Here is a 16,580-nt window from a genome sequence, read left to right on the forward strand (position 1 = left end):
CAGGAGCTCTTCGCATGAACCGCAGCCGCAGCAAACTGGTGGCGTTCGCGGGGTTGGTGATCGCCGTCGTCGTCCTGGTCGTCGCCATGGTGGGTGGAGGCTCACTGACGTCGCAAAACACGACGACGGAACCTGGCTCCGCGACGTCGTCGGCCGCTGCGGTGGCAAACCCCTCGACGCTGCCCACCATCAATGCCTCGCAGCTACCCAAGGAAGCCCGGCAAACACTGGCACTGATCGCCAAGGGCGGACCCTATCCCTACGACCGTGACGGCGTGAACTTCGGCAACTTTGAAGGCCTGCTTCCAAAGAAGTCCGGAGGCTTCTACAAGGAATACACCGTCCAAACGCCCGGAGAATCCGATCGCGGCGCCCGCCGGATCATTGTGGGCAAGGACGCCGCCAAGTACTACACCGCGGACCATTATGAGTCGTTCAAGTTCATCGTCGAAGGCAAGTAGGAGCACCATGAAGATCTTTTCCGCAGACACCTGGACCCTGGAAGAACTACGGGAGCAGATTTCCGATGCCGGCCGCAGGACCGTGATGGTTCCTCCGGCAACCAACAAGCAGGCGGTCCTGGAAGTCTTCGCCCAGGTATTGGACTTCCCCGAGTACTACGGCGTGAACCTGGACGCCCTGAACGACTCCCTGCACGACTACGCCGACGCCCTCTCAGAGGACGACGGCGGCCCCGTCACCATGATCTGGCAGGTACCGGCCGCTTACCGCACAGACCGGTCCTTCGGAGTGGTCTGCGAAGTCCTCCAGGACGCCGAGCGCTATGCCGGCCGCGATCTGGCAGTCATCGCGGTTTTCGAGAATTAGTAGCTCCAACGTCATACCCGTGGGGACAAGCCACTGTGCAAACATCGGCTTGGTGCTCTGACGGAGGGCTGTGGCGTGGCCCAGCATTGATTCCCATGCGTTCGTGATTCCCGCCGAAACGCCTAAGTGGTGCGTGCCACCCAATCGTGACGCGAGAATTTCAATATTTCTGTGCTTTCTCCTATTATTTCCAGAGTTTGACGCTAAATGTGTCGAGCGATACATTTCGGAGGGGCCTTTAGGGTCTACGTCATTTGCGTATTGGGGAACGCGCAGAATTAATTGCTGACCTCATGTCGTACAAGTCGAAATGAGGACAAAGATATGAAGAAGCTCGCACGGATGACTGCTGTCGTCGCGCTATCCACCTCGGTGCTCTTTGCCGCCAGTCAGTCGGCGAATGCCAGTATTTTCTAGGCAGACAATAACTATGGCGGTGCGACGTACGGAGCCGACAACTCGACCTGGATGGGGTCGTTTGATAACCAGGCAAGTTCGGTAAAGAACTTTGGCTACTACGTCACGTGGTGGCAGGACGTCAACTACGGCGGTGCTGGATTCGGCAGTGCCAATGACTACAGCGCCATGGGTTGGTATGTGCCCTTCTTGGGAACGTGGAATGACGACATCAGCAGCTTTCATAGGGGCTAAACCTGGACCGCTACTCGCCTAATAAAATGTGAGTAGCACCATGCTTTGACCTGTCGATCAAAGTATCGGCAGGTCAAAGTTCCTGTCTGAGAATAGGCCCGGCTACTACTAGGTCGGGGCGTTGGAAGCGAGATTGGATGCGGGATGGTGTCGAGAAGAACTCCTGGACGACGGGCACGCTGGACAAGGTATTTCGTGGCCTCGCTTGCCGCAGGCGTAGCGTTGGCTATTTCATCTTGTTCGGGGAGTGCTGACAGTTCAATCACGCCGGACTCATCGGGAAAAGTGAATCTGGATTACGAGAACTCTCTGATCGTCTTCCCAGTGGACGCATATAGAATTTCGGCCCGTGATCGCTATCAGATTCTTCTGGCGAGGGAAGTCATCATGACCACGTGCATGAAGAAATTTGGCTTCATCGATGATCCTAATGCTGCTTATCCGAAGGCAGAGAACCGGAACTTCGGCGTGTGGAACGTTGATCGCGTGAGGCAGCACGGCTTCCGGCTTATTGGAGAAGACGCTCAAGCGAACCAAAAGCATGATGAGGCAGGCGCGTGGGGGGATGCCAGGTACATGTGTCTTGCCAGTGAAAAGAGCAAGATCGATGAAATCACACCATCGGATGACCTGATGAATGGTGGTGCTGCAGCGGAAATTGCTTTGAAAAGTCTCGGTATGGCATCAGAAACTGACGCTTGGAAGAATGCCAAGGGCGACTGGGACAAATGCATCTCAGCGGCTGGCTTGACACCGGGGCGGGATGCCGCCAACGCCAAGTGGTCGAGCCAGCAGTCCTTTGACCTGCAGGCGAGGACAGATCAGCAAAAGCCGTCGAAGTCGGACACAGCCGAGGGCGTCCGAATCGCCACGATTGAGGCCGAATGCAACCAGGAAGTCCGACTCACCCAAACGCTCGGTGATATTCAGGCAAGCTACCAGCTGCCGCTGATCCAGCAGAATGAGGCAGTTCTTACCGAGCTCAAGAAGAAAAGCCAGAACTACGTAGATGCCGCTGAGAAGTTACTGAAAGAGACGCAGTGATCGATGAGCAGCCTCGGCAGAGAGCTGCGGCAGCTGTTGGATTGAGTCGACTCTCGCGACGGTGGCTAATCGTCCTGTTGGCAGTCACCGCAGTCATGTCCGCGGGGGTGGGTTTGCTCGCTGGACGCGTCTTTGATCAATCAGAGATCATCCGGCCAGAGGAGTCCATGGCTGAGATTCCTGTCTATGCAATGGTTGAAAACCGTATCGTCGACGACCGTCTTACCTTCTCTGGTGTTATTAAGGCCGGCCCGGCAGTGCCGATCCAAATTGACTTGGAGGGACAGGAACCGATTGTCGTGCGCCAGACGCTTCAGGCGGGGGAAACGTTGAAGTGGGGCGACCTTGCAGGTGTGGTTTCAGGCAAGCCCTATTTCGTCCTGCCTGGTCCGCTCCCTTTGTATCGCGATCTTTCCCGAGGTGATGAGGGAGATGACGTGTTGGCGCTGCAACGGGCACTAATGCAGTTGGGGTACCCCTCCCCTGAAACTGGTCACATGGACAGCGCAACGATGGAAGCTGCATCCTCTTTCTTCATGAGCGAGGGTTTCACCCTAAGCAGCGGGAGAATGCCTACCGAGCAAAGTCAGCAAGACGAACAGGGAACTACACCAAAAACCACGGCACCAGTCGACTCTGGAACCCCTGCGCTCTCGATCCCATACAGGCAACTGATAGCCCTCCCCGTCGCCAGTGCGACCGTTGTCTCCGCACTGAACATAGGGCAGAAAGTTACAGTCGAAAGCCCTCTCGCCACGTTCCAGGCCGAAGATAACTTCGTGGAGTTTATCGCCGAGGTCCAGCAGGCTGAGTCTCTTAAGGCTGGGCAGGATGTCACTGTCAGGGTCGCGGAAAAGCAACTGACCGGTCGGATAACTGGCGTGGGTCCATTCACGGATGCGGGAGATGGCCAACGTGCGGGACATCCCGTGACGGTAGAGCCTACGCGTAAGGCGGATCTGCCCTTATTGACTCCCAACTTGAGCGTCACGGTGGCGGGCCAAGGTAGCGCGGCACAAGCCCTCGCTGTGCCGTTATCTGGTATCCGACAGGATGCCGAAGGGACCTACGTTCTCAGAAGCTCGGGCGACGGAAGAAACTCAAAGGTCCCCGCGACGCGTGTCCCCATCACGGTCCTTCGGTCAGGGGGAGGTTTCGCCGCAGTCTCTGGCGATCTCAGCCAAGGTGACGAGGTCCAAATATCGTGACGACTTCACGATCGGGGCCTCTCGCGCGCAGAGCAGAATATACAGGGTCCGAAAACGCATTGGCCATCAGCCTGGAGAGAGTATCGCGCACATATCCAGGTGCCGGGTCCCCCGCTGTATCTGACGTTTCACTGGCAATTGAGTCTGGTGAGTTCGTGTCCATTGTGGGCCCTTCAGGCTCAGGGAAATCGACGCTTTTGAACATCATGGGCTTGTTGGACAGAGCAAGCACGGGAGGTCTCGCTATTCGGGGCCAAACCGTCGAGACCGCTTCAGAACGAAGCCTCGACACGATGCGGCTGCACCTGATCGGGTTCGTTTTCCAGTCCTCAAACGTCATCGGTGACGATAGCGTGATCAGCAATGCTGCTATCGGATTACGGGTCCAAGGTGTGCCGATGGACGAGCGGGCGTTGGCTGCCTTGGACGCGCTGGAGTTCGTAGGTCTGGAACATAAACGCAAGGTCCAAGCCAAGCTCCTATCAGGCGGCGAACGGCAACGACTTGCAATAGCACGAGCAATTGCCACGCACCCGCGGATAATTCTTGCCGACGAGCCAACAGGCAATCTTGATTCCAACAACAGCAGACGGGTCATTAAATACCTTCGGAAACTCAACTCCGAAGGTGTCACCGTAATTGTCATCACCCATGATATGGAAGTAGCGAACCAAGCGGATCGCCGGATTGAGATCCGAGACGGTCGAATCACGAGTGACGTCGAAACGAATTCCCAAACAATGCCGCAACTTAAGGTTCCGGTCGACTCCGAGCCCTTCGGCGCAGCGAGTCAGCAGTCGTGGGTCTCTCGCACCGTGTGTTCCCTCATGGATGACTGGGGCGATTCACTGACCGCGCTCTCCGCCCGTAGCCTCCGAACAATGCTTCTAATCCTTGCATTTGCGATTGCCATCGGCGGGATGACGGGTGCCCTGGGTATCAGTTCGACGACCTCGAATGCCATTAACAATCGGCTGGCCATCGCCTCACAGGATCGGCTGTCCATCTCCATCGAAGACGGGCCTGCCGTGCTTCGAGACGGTTTCGATGGACTTCGTTCCGGGGTGGATCGCATTGCCCGCCTTCCTCATGTAGTTGGCGCATCCTATGTGTACTCAGCGGTTCCGGCAGACGTACATATAACACGGGTTAAGCCCCACGACCTGGAACCCGAAACGCCATTGTCACTCCACTCCTCCTCGAAGAACTACTTCAATGACTTCGGAATCGGGCTAATTCCCCACAACATCCGAAGTGCCCTCGACGACCCACGAGCTGGTCCTCTCGCAGTAGTCTCGACGAAGGCAGCAACTGCGCTCGACATACCGTACAGCAAGAAAACAGGGCCGGCGGTAGGGGCCAGCATATGGATCAATGACCGACTTGTGCCCGTTGTTGGTGTATTCGAACCTGGCCCGCATTTCCCTGAGTACGCTGACTCCGTATTCGTAAACGCCAGCATCATGCGTGCCCTCTCCAGGTCAGACCTAAAAGTTCAAGTTCGAACCGAAAAGGGTTTCTCTGCTGCGATTGCTCGAGTCGCACCGCTTGCATACTCGCCGAGCGACCCAGGGAAGGCAAAAGTAAACGTCACAGCCGATATTCAGTCAATCAGGCAGGATGTCTCAAATGATCTCGGGTCGCTCATCGCTTTGCTATCGCTGGTCCTGATGCTCCTGGCGATCATCACTGCGGCTTCCTCGATGTACCTGACCGTTCAGAACCGATCGGCAGAGATAGCCCTTCGACGAGCGATCGGCTCAAGTCGATGGCTAATTTGCCGATCCTTCATCCTTGAGGGCTTCATCGTTGGAATTACAGCAGGTTCGCTCGGCGGCATCATCGGAACTATGACCACGCTTTGCGTCTCCTGGATCCAGGCCTGGCCACCCGTATTGCCCCCGGAGCTCTGGCTGGTTGGACTCCTTCTGGGTGCGGCCACCGGTATTGTGAGCGCCATATACCCCGCTTGGGTCGCCAGCCGTAAAGATCCGGCTATTGCAATTCGCGCGTAGCAATCCCGCGAGAGTTCCCCCGAACCAGCTTCCTGGATGCAAACAGCACCCTCACGTGCGGTTGCCCGCTTTTCCGTTGTTGAGCAACAACGGAAAAGCGGGGCCCTGCACTTTCAAAGGCTTAGGCGTTCGCGATCAATCCCAGCTCAGCCTTGGAGGCCAGCGCCGAGTGCTTCGGGAACACCCGGACGGTGTAGCCGAAGGACCCGGACCGGTTGATGACCAGGGATCCGTGGAAGAGGTGGCGTCCGCCGCCGAGGTCTTCCATGGAGTCCAGTTCCGCCACCACGATGTCCTCGAGCTCGTCCGATTCTTCCGCCCGTCCGAATGCCACCTCCACAGAGACATCGTCCGGGGTGAGGTTGTTCAGGGCCACGTAGGCGTTGACCTGGAGTGTGTCGCCCACCTGGGGTTCCTCGGAAACACCCACGGAGTCCACGTGTTCCACTACAACCTGGGGCCAGGCGTTGCGGACCTTGGTGATCCATGCCGCGAGTTCCTTGGCTTCCTTGAAGGCTTCGGCCACGGCCCTGCGTCCGGACACGGCAGCCGGGCAGTAGAGGTTGTTGACGTAGTCGTGGAGCATTCGTTCTGCCGAAACGGCCGGGCCCAGGTTCGCCAAGGTGTGCTTGATCATGGAGACCCAGTGGGTGGGGACGGTCTCGCGGCTGGATTCGGAGGGTCCAGCGGCTCCGGCCCCTTGGGCAACGGTGGTGCCGTAGAAGCGCGGTGCCACCTGGTTTTCGAGCAGTTCGTACAGCGCAGATGCTTCGATGTCGTCGCGTTCTTCGGAGGACGCGTTGTTGTTGGCCGTGGGGATCGCCCAGCCATTTTCGCCGTCGTACATTTCGTCCCACCAGCCGTCCAGGACTGACAGGTTGAGCGAGCCGTTGATGGCGGCCTTCATGCCGGAGGTGCCGCAGGCTTCCAACGGGCGGAGGGGGTTGTTGAGCCACACGTCGCAGCCCGGGAACAGTGTCCGGGCCATGGCGATGTCGTAGTTGGGCAGGAAGACGATCCTGTGCCGTACTTCGGGGTCGTCGGTGAAGCGCACCAGGTCCTGGATCATCTTCTTGCCGGCGTCATCGGCAGGGTGCGACTTGCCGGCGATGACCAGTTGGATGGGGTGTTTCGGATCCAGCAGCAGGGCCTTCAAGCGTGCAGGGTCGCGCAGCATGAGGGTGAGGCGCTTGTAGGTGGGCACGCGCCGGGCAAAGCCGATGGTGAGCACATCGGGATCCAGTACGGAGTCGGTCCAGGCGAGTTCCGCGTCGGCGGCGCCGCGCTTCTTCCACGAGGCCCGGAGCCGGCGTCGAACGTCGTCGATAAGCTGGGCCCGCAACTCCCGGCGGAGGGCCCAGACGTCTTCGTCGCTGACGTTGTAGGCCAGGTCCCAGCGTCCCAGCGCTTCGGCTTCTGCACCGAACTGGTTCCGTGCAAGGGATGAGATGCGGGGGTCCACCCAGGTGGGTACGTGGACGCCGTTGGTGACGGAGGTGATGGGGATTTCCGAGTGGTCGAATCCTGGCCACAGTCCGGCGAACATTTCGCGGGACACCACGCCGTGGAGCTTGGCTACGCCGTTGGCGCGCTGCGCCAGGCGCAGGCCCATCACCGCCATGTTGAACACGGACGGGTTGCCGCCGTCGTAGTTTTCCCGGCCGAGTTCCAGAATCCTGTCCGTGGGCACTGCGGGTGCCAGTCCGGCTTCGAAGAAGTGCTTGATTTGCACGGTTTCGAATCGGTCGATGCCGGCGGGCACGGGCGTGTGCGTCGTGAAGACGGTGGACGCGCGTCCTGCGGCGAGGGCCTCGTCCCAGCTGAGGGGCTGGTGAGGATCGGACATGGCTTCTTGAATGCGTTCGATCCCCAGGAAGCCTGCGTGGCCTTCGTTGGTGTGGAACACTTCCGGCGCGGGTGTGCCGGTGAGCTCCTGGTAGACACGCAGTGCCTTGACGCCACCCATGCCCAGGAGCAGTTCCTGCTGCAGGCGGTGGTCGCCGCCTCCGCCGTAGAGGCGGTCAGTGATACCGCGCGCGGCTTCGTCGTTGGACGGGACATTGGAGTCCAGCAGCAGCAGCGGAACGCGTCCGACGTCGGCACGCCACACGTGCGCGTGCAGCTCGCGGCCGTTGGGCAGGGGGAGGGAAATGTGGACCGGCTTGCCGGGTACGCCGTCCTTGGCCGGGTGCCGAAGGAGGGTCAGCGGCAGGCCGTCGGGGTCCAGGACGGGGTAGGTTTCCTGCTGCCACGCATCCCGGGACAGGGATTGCTTGAAGTAGCCGGCCTGGTAGAGGAGCCCGACGCCGATCAGCGGCACGCCGAGGTCGGACGCGGCTTTGAGGTGGTCGCCGGCGAGGATGCCGAGGCCCCCCGAGTACTGCGGGAGTACCTCGGTGATGCCGAATTCCGGCGAGAAGTACGCGATGCAGGCTGGGGCGTCTTCACCAAGGCCTTGGTACCAGCGCGGTTCGCTGAGGTAGCGGTCCAGGTCGGCTGCTGCGTTTTGCACGCGGTCCACCACTTCGCCGTTGTTGGCGAGGTCCTGCAGTTGTTCGCGGCTGATAGACCCCAGAAGGGCTATGGGGTCGTGCTGCGACGCCTCCCAGAGAGCCGGGTTCAGGCTCGCAAAAAGTTCCCGAGTGGGCCGGTGCCAGGACCAACGCAAATTGGTGGCCAGACGGGCCAGGGGCCGTATGGGCTCGGGGAGGACGGTACGGACTGTAAACCTTCGAATAGCCTTCACGAGCGCCACACTAACGGACGGACATGGCAGTCGGAACTGCATTGGGTTTCTTTTAGGTAAAAGACATCTTGCGTCGAGGAGAAAGGTCGTGTGCTTAGCATTCTGTGATGTTTGTCGCTAACGTCGTGTTTGTGACGAATACCGTGCGAACCATGACCGCTCTGAAATCCAAGACGAAAACGGACATCACCGACGGACTTCGCTTCGGCCGGTTCCCCATCACGGCCGTCCAGCCGGTTGTTGAGGGTGGCCGTTTCCCGGCGAAGGCCTTGCCGGGGGAGGACCTTGTGGTTGGCGCCACGGTCTTCCGCGAAGGCCATGACCAGCTTGGCGTCTCCGCCGTGCTGCTCGACCCCAGGGGCAGGGAACGCCAACGCGTCCGCCTGAGCCCTGCGCAAGGTGAGCAGTGGAAAGGCCTGGACCGCTGGGAGGGCCTGATCACGCCGAGCGGCACAGGAGCATGGTCGTTCGTCATCGAAGCCTGGCACGACCGCTATGGCACCTGGCACCACAACGCGGAGGTGAAGGTTGCCGCCGGCATTGACGTGGAGTTGATGCTCGCCGAGGGCGCCGCCCTTCTTTCAGGAGCAGCCGACGACGCCGGCCGAACCGGCGCGGAAAAGCGAACCTTGCGTGCCGCTTCAGTCGTGCTGGCAGATACCACCAAGACTGCCGAGGAGCGCCTTGGCGCCGGTTTCAGCGCCGAGGTGCTTGCCGCCGTCGGACGCCTTCCGATCCGCGAGCTGGTGACGGTGTCCGAGCGCTTCCCGCTGCAGGTGGAGCGCGACCTCGCCGGACGCGGTTCCTGGTACGAGTTCTTCCCACGGTCCGAGGGCGCCGTGCTGGATCATTCCACTGGCCTGTGGACTTCCGGTAATTTCCGTACGGCCGCCAAGAGGCTCGACGCCGTGGCGGACATGGGCTTCGATGTCATCTACCTGCCGCCCATCCACCCGATCGGCTTCCAGCACCGGAAGGGCCGCAACAACACGTTGACGCCGGGACCGCAGGACCCGGGTTCTCCGTGGGCCATCGGTTCCAAGGATGGGGGCCATGACGCCATCCACCCGGAATTGGGTACGTTCGAGGATTTTGACGCCTTCGTGGCGCGTGCCAACGAGCTGGGACTCGAAGTCGCGCTGGACCTTGCCTTGCAGGCAGCTCCTGACCACCCCTGGGTGACTTCCAACCCTGAATGGTTCACCACGCGTGTGGACGGTTCCATTGCCTACGCCGAGAACCCGCCAAAGAAGTACCAGGATATTTATCCCCTGAACTTCGACAATGACCCGACGGGCCTGTCCAAGGAGATTCTTCGGATCGTGCAGCTGTGGATCAGCCATGGCGTGAAGGTTTTCCGCGTGGACAACCCCCACACCAAGCCCGTGTGGTTCTGGGAGTGGCTGATCGGCAAGATCAACAAGAAGAACCCCGAGGTTGTTTTCCTGGCGGAGGCTTTCACCCGCCCGCCCATGATGCACGCCTTGGGCCGCGCAGGGTTCCAGCAGTCCTACTCGTACTTCACGTGGCGCAACACCAAGACGGAGTTGGAGCAGTATTTCCACGAGGTCAGCCACGAGAGCCCGGCGTTCTTCCGCCCGAACTTCTTCGTGAACACCCCGGACATCCTCACCGAGTACCTGCAGTACGGTGGCCCAGCGGCCTTCCGCATCCGCGCCGCACTGGCCGCGACGGCGAGCCCGCTCTGGGGCGTCTACGCGGGATACGAGTTGTACGAGCACGTGGCCCGTCCGGGTGCCGAGGAGTACATCGACAACGAAAAGTACGAGTACAAGGCGAGGGACTGGGAAGGCGCAGCGGAGACGGGACGAACTCTGGCGCCCTATATCACCAGGCTTAACACCATCCGCAAGCAGCACCTGGCGTTGGGCGACCTGCAGAACCTGACGCTGCACAGCAGCACGGACGATGCCACGATTGTCTACTCCAAGCACAAGACGTTGCCGGACGGTACCAAGGACACCTTGATCATTGTGGTCAACGTGGATCCGCACAGTGCCCGCGAAAGCACGGTCTCCCTGGACCTTGCCGCCCTGCAGGTGGATCCCTCCGACCTCAACGAGGACGGCCGGTTCCGGGTGGACGACTTGATCACCGGCCAGAGCTGGGAGTGGGGCGAGCACAACTACGTCCGTCTGGATGCCCACGTTGAGCCGGCACACATCCTGAGCATCCGGAGGCAGCCTTAGTGAGTTTTTCTCCGCAGAATCCCAGCCAGTACTTCACCCCGAAGAACACCTTCGAGTTGAATGCCCCAGGTCTCCAGCACGATCCGCACTGGTACCGCAAGGCAGTCTTCTATGAGGTACTGGTGCGGGCCTTTGCGGATGCCAACGGGGATGGTTCCGGCGATTTCCATGGGTTGATCGACAAACTGGACTACCTCCAGTGGTTGGGCGTTGACTGCCTCTGGTTGCCGCCGTTCTTCCATTCCCCGTTGCGCGATGGCGGCTATGACATCGCTGACTACACGTCCGTCCTGGATGAGTTCGGCACCATCAGCGATTTCAAGCGGTTGGTTGCCGAGGCCCACGCACGGGGCGTCCGGGTGATCATTGACCTTCCCTTGAACCACACCTCGGACCAGCATCCCTGGTTCCAGGAATCGCGTAAGGATCCCACCGGCCCTTACGGTGATTTCTACGTATGGAGCGACACGGACGAGAAGTACCAGGACGCACGCATCATCTTCGTTGACACCGAAGAATCCAACTGGACGTTCGATCCCATTCGCCGCCAGTTCTTTTGGCACCGCTTCTTCAGCCACCAGCCGGACCTGAATTTCGAGAATCCCAAAGTCATCGAGGCCCTCTATGACGTCATCCGGTTCTGGCTGGACCAGGGGATTGACGGCTTCCGCGCCGACGCCATCCCGTATCTGTTCGAAGAAGACGGCACCAACTGCGAGAACCTGCCGGCAACGCACACGTTCCTGCAGGATCTCCGCCGGATGGTGGACGCGAACTATCCCGGCAGGGTGATCATTGCAGAGGCAAACCAGCCCCCGCATGAGGTGGTGGAGTATTTCGGCACCGAGGAAGCACCTGAATGCCACATGGCTTTCCACTTCCCCATCATGCCGCGGCTTTACTATGCCCTCAGGGATCAAAAGGCCGCGCCAATCATCGAGACCCTGCGGGACACCCCAGCAATTCCCACAGGCGCCCAGTGGGGGACCTTCCTCCGAAATCACGATGAGCTCACCCTTGAGATGGTGCCCGCGGAGGAACGTGCCGCCATGCTCGGTTGGTATGCCCCGGATCCCCGCATGCGTGCCAACATCGGTATCAGGCGGCGTTTAGCTCCGTTGCTGGACAACTCCCGCTCCGAGATCGAGCTCATCAACGCACTGTTGCTTTCCCTGCCAGGTAGCCCGTTCCTGTATTACGGGGATGAGATCGGCATGGGAGACAACATCTGGCTCGACGACCGTGATGCAGTGCGCACACCGATGCAGTGGAATCCCGACCGCAACGCGGGTTTCTCCGGAGCGGATCCGGGCAAGCTGTACCTTCCGGTCATTCAGTCGCTGGTTTACAACTACAGCATGGCCAACGTTGAAGCCGAAGCTGCGCACTCCGGTTCCCTGCTGCGCTGGACCCGGCAGATCCTCAGCGTCCGCAAGAACCACCCCGTGTTTGGCTTGGGCGGCTTCCGGCACATCGAAGCCGATCATGAAGTGGTGCTCGCCTATGTCAGGGAATTGCCGGCGGGCAATCCTGAAGGGGAGGAGGCAGAGACCGTTCTTTGTGTCTTCAACCTCTCCCAGCACCCTGTAGCGGCAACCTTGGACCTCCCCGAGTTTGCAGGCAGGGGCCTGCGCGACATTTTTGGCGGCCAGCCGTTCCCGGCCGTCGGTGACAACGGAAACCTGACCGTCATGCTGGGCAGCCACAGCTTTTACTGGCTGCGGGTCCGCTCGGCTTTTTCCAATCCCACGTCGCCTTTTACGCAGGCGATTCCCGTGGTGACCTCCAAAGGATGAGATGAGCAAGGAAAACTTGAACCCCTCCGTTGAAGGACTTCTCCGGAACTGGCTTCCAGGAAAGCGCTGGTTCCCGGTCAAGAGCCCCGATTTTGCACTGGAGCATGTGGGCGCTTTCAGGCTTCCGGGCGCTGGTGGCGACACTGTGTTCGAGGTGGTGCTGCTGGCCGTGACCTACCGGACGGCCGACGGAGGTCCCCGGACTGACGTTGTCCAGGTTCCGTTGAGCTATCGGAGCCAGCCGCTGGCGGACGCTCCGGCAGCCTTGCTGGGTGAGTTCACGGACGCCTCGGGCCTCCGGCTTGTCTATGACGCTGTCTACGATTCCGAATTCGTCAGCGCTTGGTTGAACCTCATGCGCAGCGAAGGCACAGCGGCCGGCGCCCAAGGGCACCTCACCCGTGGTCGTGTGCCGCTGCCGGACCACCCCACCTCCGTGCGGGTGCTGTCCGGCGAGCAGTCCAACACCTCAGTCATCATCGACGACGGAGATTCGGCAGCCATCGTGAAGATCTTCCGTGTGCTGGCCGCCGGCAAGAACCCGGAAGTGGAGCTCGGCGCGGCACTGACGGCTGCCGGGACCACCGAGGTTCCCGCTACGCTCGGCTGGATCACCGGCTCGTGGGAGGGGCCGGCGTCGAACGGTTCAGCCGCGGCCACCGGCGAACTGACAGTGGCACATGAATTCCTGCTCGGTGGCTTGGACGCCTGGCGGTTGGCAGTCGAAGCGGCCGCCGCCGGCAAGGACTTCACAGCAGAGGCGCGAGGGCTCGGAGCTGCTACCGCCACCGTTCACGCCAGGCTCGCGGAAACATTTGGAACCCAGGACGGCCAGGCAGACGGCCCGGACCTCATCGCGACTGTGGCCCGTCGGGTCCGCCAGTCGTGGGTGGAGGCCGCCTCCGCCGTCGGGCCTTACGACGACAACCTCGACGAGCTGCTGGCGGCCTTGGATCCCCGGGACGTTGGGCAGCTCCAACGCGTTCACGGTGACCTCCACCTCGGGCAGATCCTTTTGGTTCCCGGCGCCGAGGGGCAGCCGGGCCGGTGGGCCATTCTCGACTTTGAGGGCGAGCCGCTGCGGACCATCGATGAACGCAGCAATCCGGATCTTCCCCTGAGGGATGTCACGGGCATGCTGCGCTCCTTTGACTATGCCGCGGGTGCCGCAACGCGTGAGGACCCTGACGCCAGGGTGCCAGAAACCTGGGTGGATGACTGCGCTGCCGCGTTCCTTGAGGGGTACAGCGACGTCACCCCGGGAACCATAGACCGCCGCTCGCCACTGTTTGTGGCATTGTGGCTGGACAAGGCCTTATACGAGGTTGTCTACGAGCTGCGGAACCGGCCCGACTGGCTGTCCATTCCGGTGAATGCTTCGCGACGAATCCTCGACAACACAAGCCGCGGCAAGCATGCGGCAGCTATAGCGGAAGGTAATGACATGACTGGCTCTGCACGCACCGAACGGCCCCGAGTTCCCCTGCACGTGGACTCCGAGACCTTGGAACGCGTGGCAGCCGGCGCCTACCACGCGCCGCACTCGGTCCTTGGCGCACACCTGGACGATCACGGTCACGTCACTGTCCGCACCGTCAAGCACCTCGCCAAGTCCGTGGCGGTGGTGACCGAAACCGGTCGCACGGAAATGACCCACGAGGCCCACGGCGTGTGGACCGCTGTCCTGGAACCGCTGCAGGCCGGCCATGTGCCGGACTACCGTTTGGAAGTGGTGTACGACGCCGAACCCGTCACCATCGATGACCCGTACCACTACCTGCCTACCGTAGGTGAGGTGGACCTGCACCTGATCGGCGAAGGCCGGCACGAGCGTCTCTGGGATGTCCTCGGCGCGCACGTCCAGCACTACCGTTCGGCACTGAGCGATGTAGACGGTGTCTCGTTCGCCGTCTGGGCTCCCAATGCCCAGGCAGTCCGTGTGAAGGGTGACTTCAACGGGTGGGATGGCCGCTCGCACGGAATGCGCTCGCTGGGCTCCTCTGGAGTTTGGGAGCTCTTCATTCCGGGCGTTGTAGCAGGGGCGTGCTACAAATACGAAATCCTTACCAAGTCCGGGCACTGGATTGAAAAGGCCGATCCCCTGGCCTTCGGCACCGAAGTACCGCCGCTGACCGCCTCGCGCGTGGTGGACGCCAGCTACCGCTTCAAGGACGCGGAGTGGATGACCGCCCGGGCCCAAAAGGATCCGCACAACTCGCCCATGAGCGTCTACGAAGTCCACTTGGGCTCATGGCGCCTTGGCCTTGGCTATAAGGAACTGGCCAAGGAACTCGTGGATTACGTGAAGTGGCTTGGGTTCTCCCACGTTGAGTTCATGCCCGTTGCGGAGCACCCCTTCGGTGGTTCATGGGGTTACCAGGTGACGTCCTACTTTGCGCCGACTTCACGCTTTGGGCACCCGGACGAGTTCCGGTTCCTCGTTGACTCCCTGCACCAGGCCGGAATCGGCGTCCTCCTGGACTGGGTCCCTGCACACTTCCCGAAGGACTCCTGGGCGCTGGCGCAGTTTGACGGCCAGCCGCTGTACGAGCACTCGGACCCTGCCTTGGGTGAACACCCCGACTGGGGAACCTTGATCTTCGACTTCGGGCGCAGCGAGGTCCGAAACTTCCTGGTGGCCAACGCGCTGTATTGGCTGGAGGAATTCCACATTGATGGCCTGCGCGTGGACGCAGTGGCCTCCATGATCTACCTGGATTACTCCCGGGAAGAAGGACAATGGCGGCCGAACAAATTCGGTGGCCGGGAAAACCTCGAAGCGATTTCCTTCATGCAGGAAGTCAACGCCACGGTGTACAAGTCCCACCCCGGCGCCATCATCATCGCGGAGGAGTCCACCGCATTCCCCGGTGTCACTGCTCCCACCAACCACGGCGGGCTGGGCTTCGGGCTCAAATGGAACATGGGCTGGATGCATGACTCGCTCAAGTACATCTCCGAAGACCCCATCAACCGCAAGTGGCACCACGGGACCATCACGTTCTCCTTGGTCTACGCCTTCACGGAGAACTTCCTGCTGCCCATCAGTCACGATGAAGTGGTTCACGGCAAGGGCTCCATGCTGCGCAAGATGCCGGGTGACCGGTGGCAGCAACTGGCCAACCTGCGTGCCTTCTTCGCGTACCAGTGGGCGCATCCGGGCAAGCAGCTCATCTTCATGGGCACTGAGTTCGGCCAGGAAGCGGAATGGTCCGAACAGTACGGGCTGGACTGGTTCCTCGCTGACATTCCTGCGCACCGCGGACTTCAACTCCTGGTCAAGGACCTTAACGAGCTGTATACGTCCACTCCGGCGCTGTACCAGCGTGACAACGAGGCCGGCGGTTTCCAGTGGATCAATGGTGGGGATGCCGACCACAATGTCCTGACCTTCATTCGCTGGGATAACGACGGCAAGCCGCTTGTCTGCGCAGTGAACTTCTCGGGTGGTCCGCACCAGGACTACATCCTGGGTGTTCCGGCGGCAGGGGAGTGGACCGAAGTGCTGAACACTGACTCCGGAACGTACGGGGGCTCGGGCGTGGTCAACGCCGGAACCCTCAAGGCTTCGACGCCGGGGACTGATGGTCAGCCGGCCGCGCTGACCGTCACGCTTCCCCCGCTTGGAGCTTCCTGGTTCGCGTTGGCTGAGTAGTGCTTGAGGTCAGGAGGGCCCGGAGCTTTGGCTTCCGGGCCCTCCTTCCCTGTGTTTCCGGGCTTTTTGCTTGGTGGAGGAGCCGTGTCGCTGCCGGGTTTTGCCATCCCGGGGAAGTAGGGGTATAGTTAGTACCCGCGCTGCTCCACGAGTAGGGATCGCAAGCTGACAAGAAACCGCAAGGAAAAATCAAGTCAAGCTTGCCGATTTGACTCGTAGGAAGCTAGCCGGTAAGTTAGAAAAGTTGCTCCGGAGCGACCAGCGAAGGCTGGTGGTACTGCTTCGGAATAGTGACCTGTTGTTTGAGAACTCAATAGTGTGCCAAGTTTGTTGATACCGATTGTTTTTTGATTGGTTGAAATTTATGCCAGTTCTGTCATGCACCCCCGTGTGTGGTGGGCTGGTTTTCAGCTGGTTTCGAATTTTG

General features: G+C 60.6%; 10 protein-coding genes. 9 read left to right on the forward strand and 1 reads right to left on the reverse strand.

Features of this window, described 5'->3' with window-relative positions:
- Nucleotides 1–14: 14 nt before the first annotated feature.
- From N7568_RS20000 to N7568_RS20025, 6 genes are all read left to right on the forward strand, one after another.
- A complete protein-coding gene (locus N7568_RS20000; protein WP_261611515.1) occupies nucleotides 15–461 on the forward strand; it encodes a ribonuclease domain-containing protein in 447 nt (148 codons plus the stop codon).
- A 7-nt stretch (nucleotides 462–468) separates the two neighbouring features.
- Nucleotides 469–828: a barstar family protein gene (locus N7568_RS20005; RefSeq protein ID WP_261611516.1), complete on the forward strand. Its 360-nt coding sequence runs from the start codon at nucleotides 469–471 to the stop codon at nucleotides 826–828.
- 468 nt (nucleotides 829–1,296) lie between these two features.
- Entirely contained in the window at nucleotides 1,297–1,479 is a 183-nt protein-coding gene (locus tag N7568_RS20010; protein ID WP_261611517.1) for a hypothetical protein, read from the forward strand.
- A 195-nt stretch (nucleotides 1,480–1,674) separates the two neighbouring features.
- Nucleotides 1,675–2,523: a hypothetical protein gene (locus tag N7568_RS20015; protein ID WP_261611518.1), complete on the forward strand. Its 849-nt coding sequence runs from the start codon at nucleotides 1,675–1,677 to the stop codon at nucleotides 2,521–2,523.
- A 167-nt stretch (nucleotides 2,524–2,690) separates the two neighbouring features.
- Nucleotides 2,691–3,731 (forward strand): hypothetical protein, encoded by a 1,041-nt coding sequence (locus N7568_RS20020; RefSeq protein WP_261611519.1) that lies wholly within the window; start codon nucleotides 2,691–2,693, stop codon nucleotides 3,729–3,731.
- Nucleotides 3,728–5,746 (forward strand): ABC transporter ATP-binding protein/permease, encoded by a 2,019-nt coding sequence (locus N7568_RS20025; protein ID WP_261611520.1) that lies wholly within the window; start codon nucleotides 3,728–3,730, stop codon nucleotides 5,744–5,746. The genes N7568_RS20020 and N7568_RS20025 overlap by 4 nt, the downstream gene beginning before the upstream one ends.
- Nucleotides 5,747–5,867: 121 nt before the next feature.
- Here N7568_RS20025 and glgP read toward each other — a convergent pair whose 3' ends face one another.
- Nucleotides 5,868–8,492: an alpha-glucan family phosphorylase gene (gene glgP, locus N7568_RS20030; protein ID WP_261611521.1), complete on the reverse strand. Its 2,625-nt coding sequence runs from the start codon at nucleotides 8,490–8,492 to the stop codon at nucleotides 5,868–5,870.
- Nucleotides 8,493–8,644: 152 nt separating this feature from the next.
- On the opposite strand from glgP, the gene N7568_RS20035 reads away from it, so the two are divergent.
- From N7568_RS20035 to N7568_RS20045, 3 genes are read left to right on the forward strand one after another with little or no spacing between them, the layout of a single operon-like run.
- On the forward strand, nucleotides 8,645–10,702 hold the full coding sequence (locus tag N7568_RS20035) for an alpha-1,4-glucan--maltose-1-phosphate maltosyltransferase (RefSeq protein ID WP_261611522.1): 2,058 nt from the start codon (nucleotides 8,645–8,647) through the stop codon (nucleotides 10,700–10,702).
- On the forward strand, nucleotides 10,702–12,498 hold the full coding sequence (treS, locus tag N7568_RS20040) for a maltose alpha-D-glucosyltransferase (RefSeq protein ID WP_261611523.1): 1,797 nt from the start codon (nucleotides 10,702–10,704) through the stop codon (nucleotides 12,496–12,498). Before N7568_RS20035 ends, treS begins: the two co-directional genes overlap by 1 nt.
- 1 nt (nucleotide 12,499) lies before the next feature.
- Nucleotides 12,500–16,153, forward strand: a complete 3,654-nt coding sequence (locus N7568_RS20045) for a 1,4-alpha-glucan branching enzyme (RefSeq protein ID WP_261611524.1) — start codon at nucleotides 12,500–12,502, stop codon at nucleotides 16,151–16,153.
- Nucleotides 16,154–16,580 lie beyond the last annotated feature (427 nt).

This window comes from Paenarthrobacter aurescens, assembly GCF_025421775.1.
Classification (GTDB): Bacteria; Actinomycetota; Actinomycetes; order Actinomycetales; family Micrococcaceae; genus Arthrobacter; species Arthrobacter aurescens_B.

Bases quoted from the DNA above. Each gene is read 5' to 3' on its own strand.
- N7568_RS20035 (WP_261611522.1), top strand. From the start codon at position 8,645: ATGACCGCTCTGAAATCCAAGACGAAAACGGACATCACCGACGGACTT.
- N7568_RS20005 (WP_261611516.1), top strand. From the start codon at position 469: ATGAAGATCTTTTCCGCAGACACCTGGACCCTGGAAGAACTACGGGAG.
- N7568_RS20045 (WP_261611524.1), top strand. From the start codon at position 12,500: ATGAGCAAGGAAAACTTGAACCCCTCCGTTGAAGGACTTCTCCGGAAC.
- N7568_RS20020 (WP_261611519.1), top strand. From the start codon at position 2,691: ATGGCTGAGATTCCTGTCTATGCAATGGTTGAAAACCGTATCGTCGAC.
- N7568_RS20010 (WP_261611517.1), top strand. From the start codon at position 1,297: ATGGGGTCGTTTGATAACCAGGCAAGTTCGGTAAAGAACTTTGGCTAC.
- N7568_RS20000 (WP_261611515.1), top strand. From the start codon at position 15: ATGAACCGCAGCCGCAGCAAACTGGTGGCGTTCGCGGGGTTGGTGATC.